At 57.1% G+C, this 20,944-nt stretch carries 20 protein-coding genes; 14 read left to right on the top strand and 6 right to left on the bottom strand.

Annotated elements, in window-relative coordinates:
* Positions 1-67: 67 nt before the first annotated feature.
* The 5 genes from FVV99_RS11185 (at position 68) to FVV99_RS11165 (ending at position 5,233) form a co-directional block, all read left to right on the top strand.
* Positions 68-955, top strand: coding sequence for a MurR/RpiR family transcriptional regulator (locus FVV99_RS11185; RefSeq protein WP_161598993.1), 888 nt, complete (start codon positions 68-70; stop codon positions 953-955).
* Between the two features lie 147 nt (positions 956-1,102).
* The gene (locus FVV99_RS11180; protein WP_148254145.1) at positions 1,103-1,975 is read left to right on the top strand and encodes a LysR family transcriptional regulator; all 873 of its coding nucleotides are present in this window, start codon (positions 1,103-1,105) and stop codon (positions 1,973-1,975) included.
* A 114-nt stretch (positions 1,976-2,089) separates the two neighbouring features.
* Positions 2,090-2,992, top strand: coding sequence for a HalD/BesD family halogenase (locus tag FVV99_RS11175; protein WP_148254144.1), 903 nt, complete (start codon positions 2,090-2,092; stop codon positions 2,990-2,992).
* A gap of 41 nt (positions 2,993-3,033) precedes the next feature.
* The gene (locus tag FVV99_RS11170) at positions 3,034-4,302 is read left to right on the top strand and encodes a M24 family metallopeptidase (RefSeq protein ID WP_148254143.1); all 1,269 of its coding nucleotides are present in this window, start codon (positions 3,034-3,036) and stop codon (positions 4,300-4,302) included.
* Positions 4,303-4,375: 73 nt separating this feature from the next.
* A complete protein-coding gene (locus FVV99_RS11165; protein ID WP_148254142.1) occupies positions 4,376-5,233 on the top strand; it encodes a glycine betaine ABC transporter substrate-binding protein in 858 nt (285 codons plus the stop codon).
* A 91-nt stretch (positions 5,234-5,324) separates the two neighbouring features.
* On the opposite strand, the gene FVV99_RS11160 is transcribed toward FVV99_RS11165, so the two are convergent.
* Genes FVV99_RS11160 through FVV99_RS11150 form a run of 3 tightly spaced genes read right to left on the bottom strand, consistent with a single transcriptional unit; the run spans position 5,325 to position 8,419 of the window.
* Complete coding sequence (locus tag FVV99_RS11160; protein ID WP_148254141.1) at positions 5,325-6,830, bottom strand: tripartite tricarboxylate transporter permease; 1,506 nt, start codon at positions 6,828-6,830, stop codon at positions 5,325-5,327.
* A gap of 39 nt (positions 6,831-6,869) precedes the next feature.
* Positions 6,870-7,391: a tripartite tricarboxylate transporter TctB family protein gene (locus FVV99_RS11155; RefSeq protein ID WP_148254140.1), complete on the bottom strand. Its 522-nt coding sequence runs from the start codon at positions 7,389-7,391 to the stop codon at positions 6,870-6,872.
* The gene (locus FVV99_RS11150) at positions 7,388-8,419 is read right to left on the bottom strand and encodes a Bug family tripartite tricarboxylate transporter substrate binding protein (protein ID WP_201745070.1); all 1,032 of its coding nucleotides are present in this window, start codon (positions 8,417-8,419) and stop codon (positions 7,388-7,390) included. The genes FVV99_RS11155 and FVV99_RS11150 overlap by 4 nt, the downstream gene beginning before the upstream one ends.
* A gap of 175 nt (positions 8,420-8,594) precedes the next feature.
* Here FVV99_RS11150 and FVV99_RS11145 point away from each other — a divergent pair, with 175 nt between their 5' ends.
* From FVV99_RS11145 to FVV99_RS11135, 3 genes are all read left to right on the top strand, one after another.
* Positions 8,595-9,254 (top strand): GntR family transcriptional regulator, encoded by a 660-nt coding sequence (locus tag FVV99_RS11145; RefSeq protein WP_148254139.1) that lies wholly within the window; start codon positions 8,595-8,597, stop codon positions 9,252-9,254.
* Positions 9,255-9,454: 200 nt separating this feature from the next.
* Positions 9,455-10,303: a motility protein A gene (locus FVV99_RS11140; protein ID WP_148254138.1), complete on the top strand. Its 849-nt coding sequence runs from the start codon at positions 9,455-9,457 to the stop codon at positions 10,301-10,303.
* Positions 10,296-11,252 carry an OmpA family protein gene (locus FVV99_RS11135; protein WP_148254137.1) on the top strand — a complete coding sequence of 319 codons (957 nt, stop codon included), beginning with the start codon at positions 10,296-10,298 and terminating at the stop codon, positions 11,250-11,252. Before FVV99_RS11140 ends, FVV99_RS11135 begins: the two co-directional genes overlap by 8 nt.
* 14 nt (positions 11,253-11,266) lie before the next feature.
* Here the strand turns inward: FVV99_RS11135 and FVV99_RS11130 are convergent, their stop codons facing one another.
* Positions 11,267-11,815, bottom strand: a complete 549-nt coding sequence (locus FVV99_RS11130; RefSeq protein ID WP_236645381.1) for a hypothetical protein — start codon at positions 11,813-11,815, stop codon at positions 11,267-11,269.
* Positions 11,816-11,889: 74 nt separating this feature from the next.
* Here FVV99_RS11130 and pyrC point away from each other — a divergent pair, with 74 nt between their 5' ends.
* Positions 11,890-12,954, top strand: a complete 1,065-nt coding sequence (gene pyrC / locus FVV99_RS11125) for a dihydroorotase (protein ID WP_148254136.1) — start codon at positions 11,890-11,892, stop codon at positions 12,952-12,954.
* Here the strand turns inward: pyrC and FVV99_RS11120 are convergent.
* Positions 12,941-14,122, bottom strand: coding sequence for a CynX/NimT family MFS transporter (locus FVV99_RS11120; RefSeq protein WP_236645380.1), 1,182 nt, complete (start codon positions 14,120-14,122; stop codon positions 12,941-12,943). The genes pyrC and FVV99_RS11120 overlap by 14 nt on opposite strands.
* Positions 14,123-14,131: 9 nt before the next feature.
* A complete protein-coding gene (locus tag FVV99_RS11115; RefSeq protein WP_148254135.1) occupies positions 14,132-14,635 on the bottom strand; it encodes a hypothetical protein in 504 nt (167 codons plus the stop codon).
* Positions 14,636-14,869: 234 nt separating this feature from the next.
* On the opposite strand from FVV99_RS11115, the gene FVV99_RS11110 reads away from it, so the two are divergent.
* The 5 genes from FVV99_RS11110 to fliD all read left to right on the top strand — a co-directional run bounded on the left by FVV99_RS11110 (position 14,870) and on the right by fliD (position 20,944).
* Positions 14,870-16,039: an ABC transporter ATP-binding protein gene (locus FVV99_RS11110; protein ID WP_148254134.1), complete on the top strand. Its 1,170-nt coding sequence runs from the start codon at positions 14,870-14,872 to the stop codon at positions 16,037-16,039.
* Between the two features lie 52 nt (positions 16,040-16,091).
* A complete protein-coding gene (locus FVV99_RS11105) occupies positions 16,092-17,192 on the top strand; it encodes an extracellular solute-binding protein (RefSeq protein WP_148254133.1) in 1,101 nt (366 codons plus the stop codon).
* Between the two features lie 77 nt (positions 17,193-17,269).
* Complete coding sequence (locus FVV99_RS11100; protein ID WP_236645379.1) at positions 17,270-18,532, top strand: ABC transporter permease; 1,263 nt, start codon at positions 17,270-17,272, stop codon at positions 18,530-18,532.
* Positions 18,533-18,536: 4 nt separating this feature from the next.
* Positions 18,537-19,388 (top strand): ABC transporter permease, encoded by an 852-nt coding sequence (locus tag FVV99_RS11095; protein WP_148254132.1) that lies wholly within the window; start codon positions 18,537-18,539, stop codon positions 19,386-19,388.
* Between the two features lie 197 nt (positions 19,389-19,585).
* A complete protein-coding gene (gene fliD, locus FVV99_RS11090; protein WP_148254131.1) occupies positions 19,586-20,944 on the top strand; it encodes a flagellar filament capping protein FliD in 1,359 nt (452 codons plus the stop codon).

The raw sequence follows: 20,944 nt of genomic DNA, 5'->3' as shown, positions 1-20,944 counted from the left end.
TTTTTATTATGTCAAGTTAGTGAAAATTAATTTTCAGTTCTTCCCACCCTGTGTCAGGATGACTAGCATGGACACGATGAAAGAGCCGATCACGCTAGAAGCGCGCATTCAGGCGCATTACGAATCCCTGCCCCCGGCCGAAAAGCGCCTGGGCGATTTGCTGCTCAATTTCCCGGGAGACATCGCCAACTACAGTGCCGGGGAACTGGCCGAGACGGCCGGTACGTCCAAGGCAGCGGCATCACGCTTTTTTCAACGGCTGGGCTACAGGGATTTCAGCGAAGCCCGCCGACAGGTTCGCGAGGCCAAACAGTGGGGGTCGCCGGTCTATCTGTCGTCGAGTCATCGTGACGACGCCGCCATGCCAAGCCAGTTCCTGGCCGATCATCTTCATCAGGAAACGTTGAATCTGACGCGCACGCTGGAGGCCATTCGACCGGATGTATTACGGGATGTCGCGGATGCACTGGCGAGGGCGCGTCGTGTGCAAGTCGTCGGTTTCCGCAACAGCCGTATGCTGGCGCTCTATCTGCAGCGGCAGTTATTGCTGATGCGTCCGGACGTGAGTCTGCTGCCTCAAGCGGGGCAGACTCTCGGCGAGGACCTGGTGGACATGGGCGAGCAGGACGTACTGGTGGTGATCGGCATGCGTCGTCGGGTTGCGGCTATCGCCCGACTCATCGAGATCGCTCGCGATAGCGGTGCCCGGATACTACTCGTGGCGGATCCGTCGGCCACTCAAGCCTCGGAACTCGCGACATGGACACTCAACTGTCAGGTTCGATCGTCGTCCCTGCTCGATAGCTACTCTGCAGCCATGAGCGTGTTGAATCTGCTATGCATCACGCTGTTCGAACGCGGCCAAACCGATCGCTACAGTCGGTTGCGTCGCATCGAGAGTCTGCACGACGAACTGGAAGAACTCGACGCCTTTGCATGGCTGAAGGAGTCGTAGCTGCGGCCGGCAAGCATGCCTTGAGTGTCAGTATGACCCGACCTGCATACCCGTCTTCTCCATCGGACGAGGAGGGGAGTTTTGTTTCAGGCACAGAGGCGGCGGTAACATAGTCGTTTGGTCCGTTGCCAGAAACAGGGAATTTCCATGCTGGATATCAAGTATTACGTACTCATCGATGCCATCGCGACGCATGGCACACTGCAGGATGCTGCGGCAGCGATCGGATTGACCCAACCGGCGGCTACGCATCGAGTGCGTGAAATGGAGCGTCGATTAGGCGTATCGCTGTTCATCCGGGAAGGGCGTCGCCTGGTGCTGACTTCCCCTGGCAAACGGCTACTGGCGACGGCGCGTGAGGTATTGCCCCAGTTGCAAACTGCCGAGCATGAAGCATGGCAATTGGCGCGACGCGTGGAGCCGGCTCTGCGCATGGGGATCGGCCCCTATGATACGTTTGCTCATATCATTCCGTCCTTGTATGACCAGCATGATCGCGATGTCGATCTGGTCCGGTTGCCAATGCGTGAGATGACGGCAGCGTTGTTGTCTCGTCGCGTTGACATCATTCTCATGATCGATGTGCCTTCTCAGCGTGGACTCACCTATGAATCTGTCTTCGAGGCGCCGCTTGTCGCAGTGTTACCGCCTTCACATGCTTATGCCAATGCCTCTGTCATTCCTCCGCAGGTGTTCGATGAAGGTCGGCATTTTACATATAGCACGTCGCCGGAAGCGGGACATGAGTTCGAGCATTTTTTTCAGCCGGCCGGCATCTATCCCTCGCATATGATTCAGATCGAGTCCGTGTCCTTGATTCTGGAATTGGTGGCGGCAGGTAAAGGCGTGAGCATACTGTCGCAATGGGCCGCACAGGACGCCCATCGGGCGGGCAAGGTCGCCATGCGTCCCTTGGCGGCCGACATTGCCCCGATTCCATGGTATCTGGCTTATGCCGATGAGCCTCACGTAGCTGAAGTGGCCAGCCCGCTGGCTTCCACGTTGCGCGCTCTCTATTAGAGCGCTGCGCACCTATAAAAATCTCGTTGCAGGTCCCTTGAGATTCTAATTAGTACTCGTTCGCGGGTCCTCCTAGCATATGTCGCATCCAACGAGGTGTTAGGGGGAAGTTATATGGGAACCAATGCTGCAACTGAAACGGCTAAGCAAGATCGTGATATTGAAACCCTGCGGCGTTTCGTCAATTTATCCGACTACCCTGTAGATAAGCGCCCTAGTGAAGAGCAGGAAAGTCATTTTTATTGGGAGGCGGTGGAGCGTGTAAGAAATCAGCTTCGTGGGGATGGTTGTGCACTGCTTTCCAATTTCATCAAATCCGACGTCATCGATTTATTGAGAGAAGAAAGCGAAGAGCTGGCGCCGAAAGCATTCTATTCAGATAACAACGTCAACCCTTATGTGACAAAGGATGATCCTTCATTACCGGAAGATCACCCGATACGCTTTTTTCAGCATTATACCAATGGTTTCGTTGCCAGGGACCTGATTCCCGATGATGCCATTATCAAACGTTTATATCAGAACCCTTATTTCATGCGGTTCATTGCCGACTGCTTGGAAGAACCGGTCATATATGAATTCTCGGACCCGATCGCTGGCTTGGTGATCAACGTCATGCCTGATGACACTGAACTTCCCTGGCATTTTGATACCAATGAGTTCATCGTCAGTCTGATGACTCGCCGACCACAAGAGGGAGGAGAGTTCCAGTATTGTCCGAACATTCGTGAGCCAGGCGATGAAAATTTCGATGCCGTGCGTGAGGTGTTGCAAGGCAATCATGACCGAGTTGAGTCCCTGACTCTGAATACCGGAGATCTGCAGCTTTTCAAGGGCCGGTACTCCATGCACCGAGTGGCATCGGCAAAAGGTCAGCGTTTGTGCACATTACTCGGCTATTCGAAAACGCCCGACATGATGGGAAGTCTGGAGCATACTCGAAAAATATATGGACGTGTGACTCAACAACACATCGATGCCGAAAATCAGCGTCGTCAAGATAATTTGATGGGATGAATGTTGCGTTATCTACATAAAATAAAGGAAATGAATTGCATATGAGCGGGATAGTTTCTCTCCCCGATAGCTGCTCGAATGGTACTCAATACAGTGATGCGAGGTTTCGCGAAACAGAGATCAATACTGCACTGCTGGAGCGTGTTCAGCGGTATTGCCTGGCGCGATTACGTGCACAGATGACATATCACGGCATGGACGCCGTGATTCTGTTCGATCCAGTCAACATTCGCTATGCGTGTGGTGTGCGCAACATGGAGGTTTACTCGCGTCGCAACCCGGCTCGTTACCTTTATGTGGCGGCAGAGGGGCCTGTCGTACTGTACGAGTTCAGTGCGTGTCTTCACTTGACGCGGGGCTCCGTCGTGCTCGATGAAGTCTATCCCGCTCGTGCTGTCATGCCGCAATACAGTGGGCCAAAGTGTGCTCAGCATACCTCCGCTTTCGTCAAGGACATCGAGGGACTGTTCGCCCGTTCTTCGACGAATGGCCGTTGTATCGGGATCGAATCGGCGCCGACAGGTGTCATCCAGGGGTTGGCGGATGCCGGCTTCACATTGGTGGATGGCACCGTTGCTACCGAAGGTGCGAAATCCATCAAGAGCCTGGATGAACTGGCATTGATCTATCGCTCGGTCATTCTTACCGAAGCGGCGATGGAACGCATGGAAAGTGCGTTGCGCCCTGGAATGACGGAAAACGAGTTATGGTCGATCTTCAATCAACATGTGCTGGCCACCGGGGGAGAATATGCCGAAACACGATTACTGTCTTCCGGTGATCGGACGAATCCATGGTTTCAAGAATGCTCCGACAAGGTGATCGCGCCTGGTGAGCTGGTTGCCTTTGATACAGACATCGTGGGGTGTTTCGGCTATTACACGGATTTTTCGCGGACGTTTCATGTCCCGGGCGCGGGAGGACCAACTCATGATCAGAAAGCGCTTTACCGGATGGCTGCGGATCAACTGGAAACGAACATCGCCTTGCTGTCTCCCGGGATGACATTCCGGGAGTATTCGCAACGCGCCTGGCCAATCCCCGATGGATACCTTGAAAACCGCTATCTCGATATCGTCCACGGCTGTGGCATGTCGGGGGAATGGCCATTAATTGCTCATGATGGTGATTGGGATGATGTCGGTTACGACGGCGTCATCGAGCCTGGCATGACGCTTTGTGTCGAAGCCTATATCGGCCATCGCGATGGCGTGCAAGGGGTCAAGCTTGAGGAGCAGGTGCTGATTACCGAACAGGGTATCGAACGGTTGTCTACCTATGGATATGCCGGCGACCTGCTTGATGACTGAATCATGCCAAAAGATGGTTGATGTATATAACGATCGATAAATGAATAATGTGAACCTGGCGAGAGGGAAGATAATGAAATTGCTTCGTACGGCCGTATTGATGGGATGTTGTGGCTATGCAGTGGTGGCGCAAGCCGATGAGTTGACGATCGGTACCAACAATTGGGCCGAGAATATCGCAATTTCGAACATGTGGCAGCAGTTGCTTGTCGAGCAAGGGTATGATGTCGAATTGCGCTCGACCGGCAAGAGTGTCATTTTCAGCGGGCTGGCTCAGGATTCGATCGACATGTCCCTGGAAGTCTGGTTACCGCATGGTGATGCCCAGTATATCGAACCATACCAGGATCAGATCGATGTGCACGATTCTTGGTATGATGGAGCTCAGGATGAGTTGGTCGTTCCCGCCTATATGACCGAGATCGACACCATCAGCGATCTCAAAAAACACGCCAATCGCTTTGAACATCAGGGTAAACCGACGATTGTCGGCATCGAGTCGGGCTCGGCCATCTCCGGTGAAACGGAAGATGCCATCGAGCGTTACGACCTTCCGTTTCGGCAATTGAATAGCTCAGGTCCAGCGATGCTCGGAGCTCTGGACGATGCCTATCGGAAGGAGCAACCGATTGCCGTAACGCTTTGGCAACCGCATTGGGCCTACGCGGCATACGATCTCAAGGCGTTGGAAGATCCCAAGAAATCCTACGGCGGTGGCGACGACATCATGTGGATGTCGCACAAGGGCTTCGCCGATCGTCATCCCGATGTCGCGGCCATGATGAATGAGTGGCACATGTCTCATGAGCAACTGGCTGACTTGATGCTCACCATCGAGGAAGACGGGGAACCGGCTGAAGGTGCGGCCATATGGATAGAAGAGAATCGCGATCTCGTCGATGAGTGGTTGGCCGCCGGAAACGATAACTAGTGATTCCGTAGCACCATCTGCGCTGTCAAAAGGCCTTCCCATGCCCTGTCATGGGGAGGCCTTGACGTCAGTATAGGCGACTGTTCATTGGCTACGTCTGCGAGGGTTGCCGTTTGCTTGCCTTGAATCGATAACGTAACGCCAGAATGACGGAGATGAGCGCGAGTATCAGCAACGTCAAGGAGATGGGGCGGGTGAGGAATAACATCCAGTCTTCGTTGCTCATCAGCGCACGACGTAAATTGGTTTCAGCGATGGGGCCGAGGATGACGCCGAGTACCAGTGGGGCTAGCGGATAGTCCAGTTTGCTGAGCAGATAGCCGACGATGCCGATGCACAACAGCAAGTAAATATCGGTATCGCGATTGTTGAGTGCGAATGCACCGATCACGCAGCAGACCAGCACGACCGGGACGATGATCGAACGCGGTACGTCGGTGACACGCAAGAACAAACGCATGCTGAACAGGCAGACGACCAGTACCATTCCCGCGGCCAGCATCATAGCCATGAACATGCCGTAGACGATGTCACCATGGTCGAGTATGAGCCGAGGACCGACGCCGATGCCGTGAATCATCAAGGACGCCATCAACACGGCGTCGACGGCGCTGCCGGGGATGCCCAGTGCGATCATGGGAATCAAGCCACCGCCGGAGGTGGCGGAGTTGCCCGACTCGGAGGCGACCACGCCTTCCGGTGTACCGGTGCCGAAACTGTCGGGATGCCTGGAAGCGCGCTTGGCTTGATCGTAAGCCAGCAGATTGGCGATGCTACCGCCAGCGCCGGGGACCGCCCCAATGAATACGCCGACCAGCGAAGAGCGAATCAGATTGAGTGGGCGAGCGATGGTTTCGCGCATTGCGTCCATGGGTTTGAAGACGACATTGGCAGAAATCAGTTTCTTGCCTTGCTTGACCTGTTCCGCATCCTCGACTTCCTGGAGAAGTTGACTGACCGCGAAGACACCGATCAGGACTACCAGAAACGGAAAGCCATTGGCGAGCAACGATAGATCGAACGTGAAACGCGGCTCGCCCATCATTGGATCGCTACCCACCGTGGCGATCAACAAGCCCAGACAACCGGTCATCAACCCCTTGAGCATCGATTTTCCGACCAGGCTGGCAACGACGGTCATAGCGAAGATGATGAGCGAGAAATACTCCCAGGCACCCAATTTGACGGCGACCATCGCCAATGGCGGGGCCGCGACGATGAGGACGAAGGTGCTGACCAATGCACCGAAAAACGAGGACCAGATGCCGATACCCAGCGCCCGGCCTGGCTCTCCTCGACGAGCCATGGGGTAGGCATCGAAGGTTGTGGCAACGGCGGAGGGTGTGCCTGGAATGCCGAGTAATGCCGCACTGATCATGCCGCCGGTGTAGCCACCCACATACACCGCCAGCATGGTAGCGACCCCTTGCAGAGGGGGCATGGCGAACGTGAGCGGAAGCGTCAGCACGATGGCCATGGTGATCGTGAAGCCTGGTATGGCGGCGGCGATCACGCCAGCGACCACTCCGACCAGCATGGTCAGCATCGTCGCTAGAGTGAATAACTGATGCGCGCCGGAAAGCAGGGCGTCTAGCATGCGTTTGGTCTCCTGTCGTGCCCGAGATCGCTTGTGCCGTCAGCCGAGAATGCCGCTTGGCAGGCTGATGGAAAACACACTCTGGAACAGTGCATAGATTCCAAAGGAGAAGGTGAGGGCGATGGCCAGAGCGATGAGCAGGCTGCGCCAGCGTCGTGCACCGAGCAGATACTGCACGAGCATCAGAAACGCGAACGAGGCGAGGCGAAAGCCAAGTAGAGGGACGGTCAAGGTGTAAGCGCCGAACAGCCCGAGGACTCCGAATGCCAGTCGATGGCGCCAGAGCCATTGTCGGGTCGACCCTGCGGGGAGTCGGGGACTGTGGACTGCACGAGGCACTTGCTTGGCCACGATGCCGAGGTTGAGCAGGATCAGCACGGCCAGGATCAACCGGGGAAACGTACCCGCACCCAGAGGCTCCCAGGCGGATTCCGGAAGTGACCCGGCCCGCAAGAAGAGGTAGGCGAAGAGCAGGGCCAGTGCCCCGTTAAGCACGATATGGGCCCATGCATTGGCCCGGTCTGTCGACCGGGCCGTCTGCGAAGACGCCTTGGCGTTCATTTCTCAAGCTCTCCCGACAGGCGCTCGATGGTTTCGTTGGTCGTCTCGAGATAATCGCTATAGTCGCTTGGTCCGTTGTACAGGACTTCGGCGCCGGCATTATTGATGCCTTCGATGAAAGCCTTGTCGTCAGCGAGCGATTTCATGGCTTCTGCCAGCACGTCGATGCGCTCTTCCGGCGTCCCTTCGGGGGCTACCAGACCGCGCACGATGTTGAGGTCGAGCGACTCATACCCCAGCTCGTTGAAGGTCGGCACATCCGGCGTTTCCTCGATGCGCTCATCACTGCCGACGGCCAGGAACTGCAGGTCACCGTTCTTGACGAATTCGCCGCTGGACGCGATGTCACCCATGGCGGCATCGATGTTGCCGCCGACCAGTGCACGAATACGTTCCCCCGTGCCTTCGAAACCCACGTAACGGAAGTCGAGGTTCTCGGCATCGGCAATCATCGCAGCATGGACGTGGGGTATACCGCCGAGCGTGACGCCGAATCGGATTTCACCGGGATTATCCTTGGCGAAATCGATGAACTCGTCGACATTGCTCCAGCGATCATCATCGGCATTGACGGTCAGATATTGTGGCGAGGCCGTCATCGAGGCGATGGGAGTGAAATCATCCCAGTTGATATCGGTGAGGCCGGTATGATGCGCTACCATCAAGCCTTCATGAACCTGGCCCACAGTGTAACCATCCGGATCTCGGTCCGAGAGTTCTTCCAGACCTGTGGTGCCACTGACCCCCGGCATGTTGATGACTTGCATGGATTGGCCGAGATGGTCATCCACGTTTTCGGCGACGACGCGCATCAAGGTGTCGCTACCGCCTCCTGGCGACCAGGGAACGATGAATTCGACGGTATCGTCCGGATACTCCGATTGCGCCTGAGCATTCGTGATCCCTGCCAAGGCGATACCGAAGACGAGGGCACCGAGCGCGGGTTTCAAGACGCTCATGCGCGTGGGAAGAGAGGTCTCGCCGACCGGTGGTAGCGATTGATATTGTTGTTCAGGCGTCAATTGCATGATTGCCTTCCTCTGTTGTCATCAGCTTGATTGGTTGTCATCAACCGAGGTCGATTATTGTGCTATAAATCCTATATCGATAAAAAAATCGATTTTATGAGGACTATGGTATGGTATTGGGTGGGCGTCAACCCGATAGGTAAAATCATCACTTGCGGTTATCGAGAACATCACCATGACGTTACCGGATTCAGCGAGCGCGACAGCTTCCAGCCAGGTGTTCGATGCGCTCAAGAAGGACTTGATACGTGGTAAGTTCAAGGCGGGAGAAAAGCTGGCGATCAGTACGCTCAAGTCGCATTATCGAGTGGGGCTCAGTCCACTGCGTGAAGCGCTCAACCGGTTGTCGGCCTATGGCTTGTTAGAGCAGGTCAATCAGCGTGGCTTTCGTGTGCCGGCGATGCGTCTGGAGGAGCTGAACGACATTGCCAACCTGCGTTCGCAGTTGGAGTGCATGGCATTGACTCAGGCGTTTCAGAACGGCGATGCCGAATGGGAGTCGCTACTGGTGGCGGCCCATCACCGTCTTCGTCGTGCCGATGAGATGCCGGAGCAGATCGAAGAGTGGGAACAGGCCCATCTCCGATTCCATCGTGCGTTGTTGGCGGCCTGTGGCTCGACCTGGTTGCTACGTTTCATTGAGCAACTGCATGATCAGTTCGACCGTTACCGTCGCATGGCGCCGCCCAACCCGACGGTCAGGGGCGAACTGGATGCACAGCACGGTACCTTGGTCGAGCATGCGTTGAATCGTGACATCGCGGCAGGGCGAGCGTTACTGGATGATCATATTCGGCTGTCTCACGATGTGGCCAAAGGATGTTGTCAGCCATAAACCGCGAGAACCCTCGCCCACTCGGGCGGGGAGCAGTCACTCTCGAGGCGTTGGGCAGCGGTGGATTCGGCGCTTTGTCGATGGCCGTTCTGGTGACTGTCCTTCAGAGTAGCGCCGCTCTTGGCGTCTTTTCCGGCTTTTGATCCTGACGTATCACGCTAGCATGGTGGCATGCCATGGACTCCACTCGGACGTGATGCATGAATCCTTCCACTTTGATCGGTATTGCGGCCAGCGTATTGATGCTGGCCAGTGTCCTGTTGCTGAGCGCTGAATCGGCAACCAGTTTCATCAATTTGCCTGGCCTGGCGATCGTATTGACCGGGACCCTGGCGGCGACTTTCATCAGCTATCCTCTGCGCGAAGTGCTACGTGTCGTACGTCTGGTCGGCATCGTGTTTCGTCGCGAAAACCGTTATATCGATGACGATATTCAGGAACTGGTCGCCATGGCGCGGTTGTGGTTCCAGGGGGATGTTCGGGCTGTCGAACGTTCGCTGGAAGCGACTCGCAATCCGTTCCTTCGGACCGGGATCCAACTGGTCATCGATAACACCAAGCAGGAAGACGTACTGGAGCTATTGCGTTGGCGAATCGCCCGGTTGAAGGCGCGAGAGCGGGCCGAGGCGCAGATCTTCCGGACCATGGCATTGTATGCTCCCGCGTTTGGCATGATCGGTACGCTCGTGGGATTGGTGAACATGCTCGATGTCATGGACAGCGGTGAGATCGGCATGATCGGCGAGCGAATGGCAGTGGCTCTATTGACGACGTTCTATGGCATTCTGCTGGCCAACCTGGTCTTCAAGCCGATTGCGGTCAAGCTCGAACGACGCACCGAGGAGCGTTTGATTGCCATGCATATGGTGCTGGAGGGCGTGGCATTGATGTCCAAGCGTCGCCTGCCTTCCTTCATCGAGGAAACATTGAAGTCGTTCGTGGCAACGCATCGCGATGAAATTCGCGAAGACGAGATGCCTGATGCGCCTCGCCGTCGCTGGCGGGATCGGTTGCGGCGTCCCTCTGCTGCGGAGGCCGCCGATGCATGACGAGCGTCGTCATGTGGCGATGGATGACACCCTGCTTGGCCCGCCTGAAGAGGAGTCCAGCGGGGGCTGGATGGTCAGTTACATCGATATCATGACCCTCCTGGTTGCGTTGTTCGTGCTGCTGTTGTCGCTATCGAGTCATGTCGATGGTGATGGTGGGGCTAGCGAGCCGCGGTTAGACGCCAGGGTACTGAGAGCGTCCATGTTGGCAGAGGCTGCGTCGGTGGCTCCTCTGCACGTCGACCGTTTGGGGGTACCTCTGCCGGCGGATGCGGTTCGCGCCATGGCGTCGCCTCCGGCGGCCAGGCCGACACCACCGTCGGCACAGGCGGTTGCCCCGGAAGCGATCGTCATCGCCTTGGGAGTTGCGCGACCGACAATGTCGGAGAACCCGGTCGTCATACCCCCCAAGGTCGTGGCGCCGGTGGATCTGGCGACCCCCGAGATCGATGACGATGTCGTGGTGGTCGTGACGGAGATCGCTCCGGACAATACCCGTGAACTGGATCCGAACGTCGTGGATCTGGTGGCTCAACTGTCTGATGCGCCCCGCTTGCCGAGCCTGAACGGTGTCGAGGTGTCGCGAGTCGAGGAGGGCATCAGTCTGCGTGTCGAGGATCATCTACTGTTCGAGTCCGGGTCGGGGGAACTGATCGACTCGGGTGAAGGACTCGTCGACGAGCTGCTGACGATCATCGAGCGCTATGATGGTGACGTTTCGATCGAGGGGCATACCGATAGCCGTCCGATCAGCACTCCGGAGTTTCCTTCGAACTGGGAGTTGTCCAGTGCAAGGGCCATGGCCATTCTGCGTTATCTGGAATCGGCCGGTGTAGAACCGTCACGGTTGCGTGCTGTCGGGTTCGGGGAAACGCGGCCCCTGGCAAGCAACGACACGGCGGACGGGCGGGCGCAAAACCGTCGTGTCGAAGTGATCGTTCATCTCTAGACCACTGGCGGTGGTCACCCGGACGAACGTTGCTTGCGGCTGCCGACCACGCGTGATGTCACATTCTTGAGCAAGAGCGTAATCACGAAGACCAACCAGCCGGCCGTTGCGACGATATTGAACAACAGCATTTTGCCCTGCCCGCCGAGCGGGCTGAGTATTCCCTCGATGATAACGGCGAGAAAGAGGGAGAGCAGGATCGGGAGGGCAGCGAGGTGCATCCACATTTCGGTACGTCGGCGGCGTATACGGTAGCGGCGAAGTGCGAGCCGCATCGGACGATGTCCCCAGGATACGATGATCAGGGTGCCGGCAAGGCTGAGGGCGAGCAGCGTCGGTTTGATGGTGCCTTGCCATAGGGTGACACTGATCGACCAGCTGATGGCTAGCCACATCAAGCCTTCCAGCATGGCGATGAGGTCGGCCTTGTTACGAATTTGAAGCATCTCGGCATTGACTCTCGAGGCAGCGGGCCCATAGGGATGGCGGTGGACGTCAAGGATGGGATAATACGCCAGTTGCCTGCGTGGCGTCATGACCCCGTTGAGTTTCTCGATTGCCATCGATGGGTAATCGCTGGATGTTTCAGGTATAGTGCCGCCGATGATATTGCTGCAATGAGGGCACCATCGCTGTTATGAATCGACTCACTCTGACCCGGCCTGATGACTGGCACCTCCATGTGCGTGACGAGGCACCGATGCGTGCGGTGCTGGCGTATTCCGCGCGTCAGTTCGGCCGTGCCATTATCATGCCCAATCTGAAACCGCCGGTAACGACGACGGCACAGGCGCTGGCCTATCGTGAGCGTATCCTGGCGGCGCTACCGGAAGACAGTGGTTTCGAGCCGTTGATGACGCTGTATCTGACCGATGACACCACGGTCGAGGAGATAGAGGCTGCAAAAGCGAGTGGTGTGATTCAGGCGGTGAAACTGTATCCAGCCGGTGCGACGACGAATTCGGCATCCGGGGTGACCGACATCGGCCGTTGCGATGCGGCGATTCAGGCGTTGGCCAGGCTCGGCATGCCGCTTTTGGTGCATGGAGAGGTGACGCGCTCGTCGATCGACATCTTCGATCGTGAGGCGATCTTCATCGATGAGGTGATGTCACCGTTGCTTGAACGTCATCCATCGCTCAAGGTCGTCTTCGAGCATATTACCACGCGTGATGCCGTGGAGTTCGTGACTCAGGCTCCGGATACGGTTGCGGCCACCATCACGGCCCATCACCTCTTGTTTCATCGCAATCATATGCTGGTGGGAGGTATTCGCCCTCACTACTATTGCCTGCCAATCCTCAAACGGGCGTCACACCGCGATGCCTTGCTGGAGGCGGCGACCTCCGGTAATCCCAAGTTCTTCCTGGGCACGGATAGTGCACCACACGCACAGGGGGACAAGGAGTCGGCATGCGGTTGCGCCGGGGCATTCACGGCACCGGCCGCGATCGAGCTTTATGCCATGGCGTTCGAAGAGGCAGGGGCGCTGGATCGGCTGGAGGGCTTTGCCAGTCATTTCGGCCCTGACTTTTATGGCCTGCCTCGCAATGCGGATCGCATTACGCTGGCGAAAAGCGAATGGATGATGCCACCGTCGTTTCCGTACGGCGATGGCGACCAGGCGATCATCCCCATGTTGGCGGGTGAACGCCTGCCATGGCGTTTGATGTCAGCGGAAGACGACATTATTTCATCGTGAGTAGACCATTGCCATCGACTTCCAGTCGTCGATTGCGTCCTGCGAACAGGGCACAACCGATAGCCAGAAAGGCAATGGCGACCAGAATGGCACTGATCGTGTTCAACCCGGCGCCGATATCGAGCATGATACCAATGGCCAGGGGGCCCATGGCGGCCAGGCAGTATCCGATGCCTTGCGCCATGCTCGAGAGTTTGCCGGCGATACGTGAGGTGCCGCTTCGTAGGGCGATGAGCGTCAACGCCATGCTGAAGCTGCCGCCCTGGCCCAACCCCAGTGCGATGATTCCCCACCAGCGCCACTCCAGTGGACCCAACAGCAGGAGAAGCAGGCCCGTTAGACTGGCGGCGATTGCCAGGAGTATCGCCGGTCGCTGATCTCGCCCCAGTCTGGCCAGCCAGGGAGTCCCCAGGGCGGCGATGAGTTGCACCATGACGGAAATGGCCAGCAGTGAGCCGGCTTCTGCTTCACCCAGGCCGCGTCGCTGCATCAGCACCGGCAGCCAACCGAAAACGATATAGGCCAGTGATGATTGAGCACCCATGAGGCCTGTAACCTGCCAGGCAAGGGGGTGTCGCCATAACGACAATCGGGGAGCCTCGTTCGTGGTGGCTGGTGCTTCAGGGCGCTGCTGAGGCATCATGCGCCACCAGGCAATCAGGGCAAGCAGGGCGATCAGGGACCAGCTTGCAAGACTGCGTTGCCAACTTCCCAACCAATCCGATAACGGTATGCTTAACCCGGCCCCCAGGGCCCCACCCAGGCACAGTGCCATGGTGTATACACCGGTCATGACATCGGCCCCTTTGGGCAGCTCACGCTTGACCAGTGCCGGTAACAGGGTACCGCAGACGCCGATCGACGCCCCGGCAAGTACGGTGCCGCTATATAGGAAAATGAGGCTGTCGCCACCACGCATGAAGAGAGCAATGGCCAATATCGCCAGTGCGAACGATAAGGTCCTTTCCGGGCCCAGACGTTTGGCCAGCCAGGGAGCGGTAGGCGCAAAAAACCCCAGGCAGAGTACCGGCAGCGTGGTCAAGGCCCCAGCCCCCAACGCCGTCAGGGCAGTGTCGTCCTGGATGCGGTTGAGTACGGGGGAGAGGGAAGATAGGGCCGGGCGCAGATTGAGCCCGACCAATACCATCAGCAGGACGAAACCGGGCATGGTGGCCTTTTACTTCATGTAGGGCTGAAGATCGCCGCGAACGGCGTCAAGGAACGTGATGAAGCGCGTGTCGCCGCCGGTATCGATGCGGTCTACGCGGCTACTGGTGGATAGGCTACTGCCGACCTGAACCTGATCGAATATTTCCAGCGTGACCTTCTCGGCGGGGTGCTCACCCGGGTTGATGAGGCCATTATCCAGCGAAAACGTTTCCAGCAGGGTGGCGCGGACGCGGGTCGAGCCTCCTTCCGACAGGACACGGCGTACGAACAGCCAGCCTTCGCAGGCCAGTAGCTCGTTCTCCGGGTATTCACGCAGAAACAGCGTGCGATAGCAGGCGCCTTCATTGGCACCTTTGTCCGCCATGCTGCGGTAGGCATCGGTGACGCCTTGCGCGGTAACGCCTGCATTGATCAGCTTCTCACTGGCGCCGCGATGTTCACGGCCGAGTTGTTCCTGACGCTGGTAAATGAGCCAGCGGCGGTATTCCTTGATGCGAGAGTCTGAATCCATGCGATCTCCGTATCCACCGATTGGCTGGTTACATTCGCATAAAGCGCGGGATTTGGCCAGAGCCGGCGGCGATTTCGGACTTGCCTCCCATAGCCAATATTGCGATGCAATACAGCTACCGGCTTCAACGATAAATGTCCTGAACCTGGGTTGTGATGATGGCTATGGACGCACTATGGTCTTAGTCAAACAAGTGTGTAACACAATGATAACGACCACACTCAGGATGACTGAATGACGGATAATAGTGCTCCTATCGGCGAGGTCGACCCTGAACTTGCCGACGTTGAACGCCCCACCAATGAACAAGACGATTGCTTTGCTCGGTTCGTCAATGTCCAGAAGAGTTACGATGGCGTCGAGTTAGTGGTCAAGGCTTTCAATCTCGATATCAACAAGGGAGAGTTCATCACCCTGTTGGGTCCTTCCGGGTCAGGTAAAACCACGTGCTTGATGATGATGGCCGGGTTTGAAACGCCGACGCACGGTAAGATCCTGCTCAAGGGGCAACCGATCAATGACTTGCCTCCCCATAAGCGAGGCATCGGCATGGTTTTCCAGAACTATGCCCTCTTTCCTCACATGACCGTGGCGGAGAACCTCGCGTTTCCCCTGGAAGTCCGGCACTTCACGAAAGAGCAGATCAAGGACAATGTCGAACGGGCTCTCTCCATGGTTCGTCTCGAAGACTTTGGTGACCGCCGGCCCGCCCAACTTTCGGGTGGCCAGCAGCAGCGTGTGGCGCTGGCGCGCGCTCTGGTCTTTGAGCCGGAGCTGGTATTGATGGATGAGCCGCTAGGCGCCCTGGACAAGAATCTGCGTGAAGAGATGCAGTACGAAATCAAGCGCATTCATGCCAGCCTCGGGGTGACCATGATCTATGTCACCCACGACCAGAGTGAAGCATTGACCATGTCCGATCGCATCGCCGTGTTCAACGATGGTGTGGTTCAGCAGCTGGCAGATCCTCAGACACTTTATGAGTCGCCGGCCAACGCGTTCGTGGCCTATTTCATCGGCGAAAACAATCGCTTGGTCGGTGACGTCATCGAGCGCCTGGGAGAGCAGTGCAAGGTACGGCTCGACGGTGGAGACACCGTCTTGGCCAAGCCGGTTGCGGTCGGGGGCATCGGTTCACGTACGACTCTGTCGTTGCGTCCGGAACGGGTCACCGTATTGCACGGTGCCAGCGATCCACGTGGCGATGCGCTGGATAACCGATTTTCCGCCAAGGTGCAGGAAGTGATCTATCTCGGCGATCACTTGCGCACGCGTATCGCGGTTTGTGGTAACGAAGAGTTCATCATCAAGACGCCGAATGCGGAAGGACATTACGCCTTGCGGCCCGGTCAAGAGATCGAGGTGGGTTGGGCGAGTGGTGACTGTCACGCCCTGGATGCGTGACAACGAGAAGAAGCCGACTAGATCGACAACAACAATGGAAAGGGAAACTGACATGTTCAAGAAATCGATGCTACACCATGCGATTCTGGCCTGCTCCGGTGTCTCCGTGCTGGGTATGGCGGCGATCGTGCAGGCTGAAGAGCTGAATGTCGTCTCCTGGGGTGGGGCGTATAGCATGAGTCAGCAAAAGGCCTATCATGATCCATGGATGGAGAAGACCGGAGACGAGATCATCAACATCGATCGTAGTGGTAACGCCTTGGCCGGTCTTCGGTCCCAGTTCGAGGCCGGTAACGTGACCTGGGATCTGGTCGACATGCTGCCGGCCGATGCCATGATCGCTTGTGCCGAGGGGCTGCTGGAGCCGATCGATCATGATGCCATGCTTGCCGATGCCCCCGATGGTACCCCGCCGAGTGAGGATTTCGTCGAAGGGTCATTGTCCGAGTGTTTCATACCCCAGATCGTCTACTCCAACATCGTGGCGTTCAACACGGAAATGTTCCCCGAGGATGACCAGCCCGATTCCATCGAGGATGTGTTCGATCTGGAGAATTATCCCGGCAAGCGGGCCCTGATTCGCAAGCCGATCAATAATCTCGAGTGGGCGTTGGTTGCCGATGGCGTGGCGCCGGAGGATGTCTACGATGTACTCGAGACCGAAGAAGGCGTTCAGCGAGCGTTCGACAAGCTGGATACGATCAAGGATGAAGTGATCTGGTGGGAGGAAGGGTCGCAGCCACCCCAGTTGCTCGCCGATCAGGAAGTGGCCTTCGGTTCGGCATACAACGGTCGCATCTTCAATGCCATGGTGAGCGAGGATCAGCCGTTCGAAATCATCTGGGACGCCCAGGTATTCGAACTCGACGGCTGGGTGGTGCCTGCAGGCAAACTCGACAAGGTCGAGGATTTCCTGTATTGGGCAACCGATACGCAACGCCTCGCCGACCAGGCGAAGTATATCTCCTATGGGCCGGCACGCGAGTCCTCCAACGCACTGGTCTCCACGCATGCGGAAACCGGTATCGAGATGGAAACGCACATGCCGACCTATCCGGCCAACTTCGAAACGGCCATCCCCAAGAACGATCCGTTCTGGGCGGACAATAACGATGAACTGACGCGGCGCTTCAACGCCTGGTTGGCACAATAATCGTTTGAGGATCGGTGTGGGGTGCGCTGTTCGGGGCACCTCATGCCGTTTGTCCGTTCCCGTCACGGAGGTTCTGCGTGTCTGAATCCACCTCGTCCGGTGTATTGACGACGGCCGATGGCGTGCCGTTGAAAGTCAGTCTGCGTCGAGCGGTGCGCCGCTCACGATTCAAGGCGTTGCTGTTGGTTGCGCCCTTGTTGTTGTTCTTGGGGATCGCGTTCGTCATGCCGATTTTCGACATGTTGTCGCGAAGCGTCGCGAATCCAGAGGTTCCAACTCATTTGTCACGTACGGTGGCGGCCCTGGAAGACTGGGACTCACAATCCGGTGAGTTGCCCGATGAATCGACCTACGCCGCGTTGGCCACTGATCTGGCCGAGGGGCATGAAAATCGTGCGATAGGGCGTCTGTCGAGCCGTTTGAATTATGAACAGTCGGGTATGCGCTCGGCCATCATGCGCAGTGGCATGGCCAGCCGCACCATGGAGCCCCCTTACAAGGAGGGCCTGCTGGAGGCCCATGAGGCCTGGGGGCAGCTGGAAACCTGGCGGCTCATCAAGCGCGAATCCAGCCCGTACACGATGTCGTATTATCTCGCAGCGGTCGACATGAAACTCTCTCCGGAAGGAGCGATCGTCGATGTTGCCGATAATCAGAAAATTTACCAAGCACTTTTCTGGCGTACCTTCTGGATGAGTGGCGTCATCACGTTGCTGACATTGGTCCTGGGCTTTCCGATCGCCTATCTGTTGGCGAATTTGCCTCTGCGCAAGTCGAACTTGCTGATGATTCTGGTGCTGCTGCCATTCTGGACATCGCTACTGGTACGCACCACTACCTGGATTGCCATCCTGCAGTCTCAGGGAGTACTGAATGACATGATGGTTGCGCTAGGGGTCATTGCCGACGATGCGCGCTGGCAAATGATTCATAACAAGCTCGGGACCATCATCGCCATGACGCATATCCTGCTGCCGTTCATGATCCTGCCGCTGTATTCGGTAATGAAGACGATACCCTCGAGTTACATGCATGCGGCCCGCTCGCTCGGTGGCAAGCCGTTCCTGTCGTTCCGGCGCGTCTATTTCCCGCTGACGATCCCCGGCATTGCCGCTGGCGGCATTCTGGTATTCATTCTCTCGATCGGCTATTACATCACGCCGGCACTGGTGGGAGGGCAATCCGGCCGCTTCATCACCAATTACATTGCTTACCATATGCAGACGTCGCTCAATTGGGGCCTGGCAGCCGCGATTGCGTCGATTCTGTTGTTCGTGGTGATCATCTTCTACCTGGTATTCAATCGCCTGATTGGCGTCGATAAAGTCAAATTGGGGTGATGAAATGGCGATTCCTTCCTATGCAACCCGAGGCGAACGACTTTGGCACTATGCGTTTCGGGGACTATGCACACTCATTTTCCTGTTCCTCATCGGTCCGTTGCTGGTCATCATTCCATTATCGTTCAATGCCGAGCCCTATTTCACCTTTACCAGGGAGATGTTGAGTTTCGATCCTGCCGGTTATTCCCTGCGCTGGTACGAGGACTTCTTTACCTCGTCGAGATGGCTGAACTCGATCAAGAACAGCTTCATCGTCGGTATCTGTTCGACTCTGCTGGCTACTGTCCTGGGAACGACGGCAGCACTAGGGCTGACGAGCCGTCACATGCCGGCCCGTAGCGTCGTGATGGCATTGTTGATTTCGCCGATGATCGTGCCATTGATCATTTCGGCAGCGGCCATGTTCTTCTTCTTTTCCAAGGTACACCTGGCTCAGACGTATCTTGGGGTGATCCTGGCGCATACCGTGCTGGGCATTCCGTTCGTCGTGATTACGGTAACGGCGACGTTGTCGAGCTTCGATACCACCTTGATCAAGGCAGCACACAGCCTAGGGGCCAGCCCCTCCAGAACGTTTTTCAAGGTGGTCTTGCCGTTGGTCACTCCGGGTGTGGTGTCGGGAGCCTTGTTTGCGTTCATTACCTCGTTCGATGAAGTCGTCGTGGTTCTGTTCGTGGCGGGGCCGGGGCAGCGAACCATGCCGCTCCAGATGTGGTCGGGGATCCGCGAGGAGATCAGTCCGACCATCCTGGCGGTAGCGACGCTACTGGTGTTGTTGTCGATTCTGCTGCTGACGACGTTGGAGTTGTTGCGTCGGCGCAGCGAGCGGCTGCGAGGTCTGTCGCCGGGGTAGGAGACCCGTGCCTGCGGAGGTTACTGGATGCCCGGTCGCGTGCCGGGCATTTCCGTCGCTGCCAAAAAAACGGTCGGCGGTCTAAAGTCTGGCGCTTTTCTGTCGATAAGAAGAAATAACCGTGGAATACCAGCCTATTCGAGACGTCACTTCGGCGTCGTGCTGGTAAAAAGGACACAGCGTCAAAGGGGACGGATATGGCGACGATACAATCGCTCGGTGTCGGGTCAGGGTTGGACCTTAACGGCTTGCTGGATCAATTGCGTTCGGCCGAAGAGGAAAAGCTCCAACCGATCGAGAATCAGCAGGCAAGTTACGACGCCAAGATTTCAGCCTATGGCGAGCTGGATAGTGCACTTTCGAAGTTCCAATCGTCATTGTCGACGCTCAATGAGCCCGAGACGTTTCAAAGCGTTACCAGTGAGGCCACAGGATCGGCAATCGACGTTGCGGCTGATTCCGATGCGGTGCCGGGCGAGTATGGTGTCTCGGTCACTCAGTTGGCGCAAGCCAGCAGCATAGCAACGACAAGAGTCGACGATACTGCGGCGGAACAGGGCGCGGGAACGGTCGACATCACTCTCGCCGATGGCACTACGACGAGCGTGGATATTACCCAGGAAGACAGTTCGCTCGAATCGATTCGCGATGCGATCAATGACTCGGAAAGCGGTGTCAGTGCTTCGGTAATCAATGATGGTACCGGCTATCGCCTGGCCCTGTCGTCCGTCGAGTCAGGTACGGAGGCGGCCATCGACTCGGTGACGTTTACCGGTGATCTGGGGGCCAGCGGTTTGGCAACAGATGCTGCGACCGAGCAAACAGCCCAGAATGCGCAGTTGTCGGTCAATGGCGTGGCGATCGAGAGTCAGTCGAATACCGTGGAAGGTGCGCTGCAAGGTGTGACACTGGACCTCAACGAGACCGGTGATTCCCGTGTCACGGTCGAACAGGACACCGGTGCAATCAAGGATGCGGTGACCAGTTTCGTCGACGACTATAATGCGTTGCAGGACACCATGGCCGACTTGACGGCCTTCGATTCGGAGTCCGGTGAGGCCGCGGAATTGATGGGCGATTCCACCCTGCGTGGCATACAGAGCCAACTGCGTAGTGCGTTGGGCGAGGGTGTCGAAGGTGACGACGGGCAACTGACGCTGCTTTCCGATGTCGGCATCAGTCTGGAGGTCGACGGGCGGCTCAGCATTGATGAGGAAACCCTCGATGACGTCGTGGCAACGGATCAGGGCACGTTGGTGGATTTCTTTGCCGGCAGTGACGCCGAAGGCGGTCTGGCGGGGATGCTGGATGCTCAGTTGGAAGCGGTGACGGGCACCGATGGCAGCCTGGAAACCGCAGTTGAGGGGCTCAATACGCGTACCGACGGGCTTGACGATCGCTATGAGAGCGTTCAGCGCAATATCGATAACACCATGGCGCGCTATCAGGAGCAGTTCTCTCAGATGGATAGCATGGTGGCTGAGATGAACTCCATGAGTTCCTATCTCTCACAACAGCTCGGTGGTGGTAGTGGCGGCATGAGTAGCCTGATGTAA

Origin of the sequence: Aidingimonas lacisalsi (assembly GCF_008079445.1) — a bacterium.
GTDB classification, from domain to species: domain Bacteria; phylum Pseudomonadota; class Gammaproteobacteria; order Pseudomonadales; family Halomonadaceae; genus Aidingimonas; species Aidingimonas lacisalsi.
Note: the sequence above shows the minus strand (reverse complement) of the source record. Positions and strands in the feature narration are given on the sequence as shown.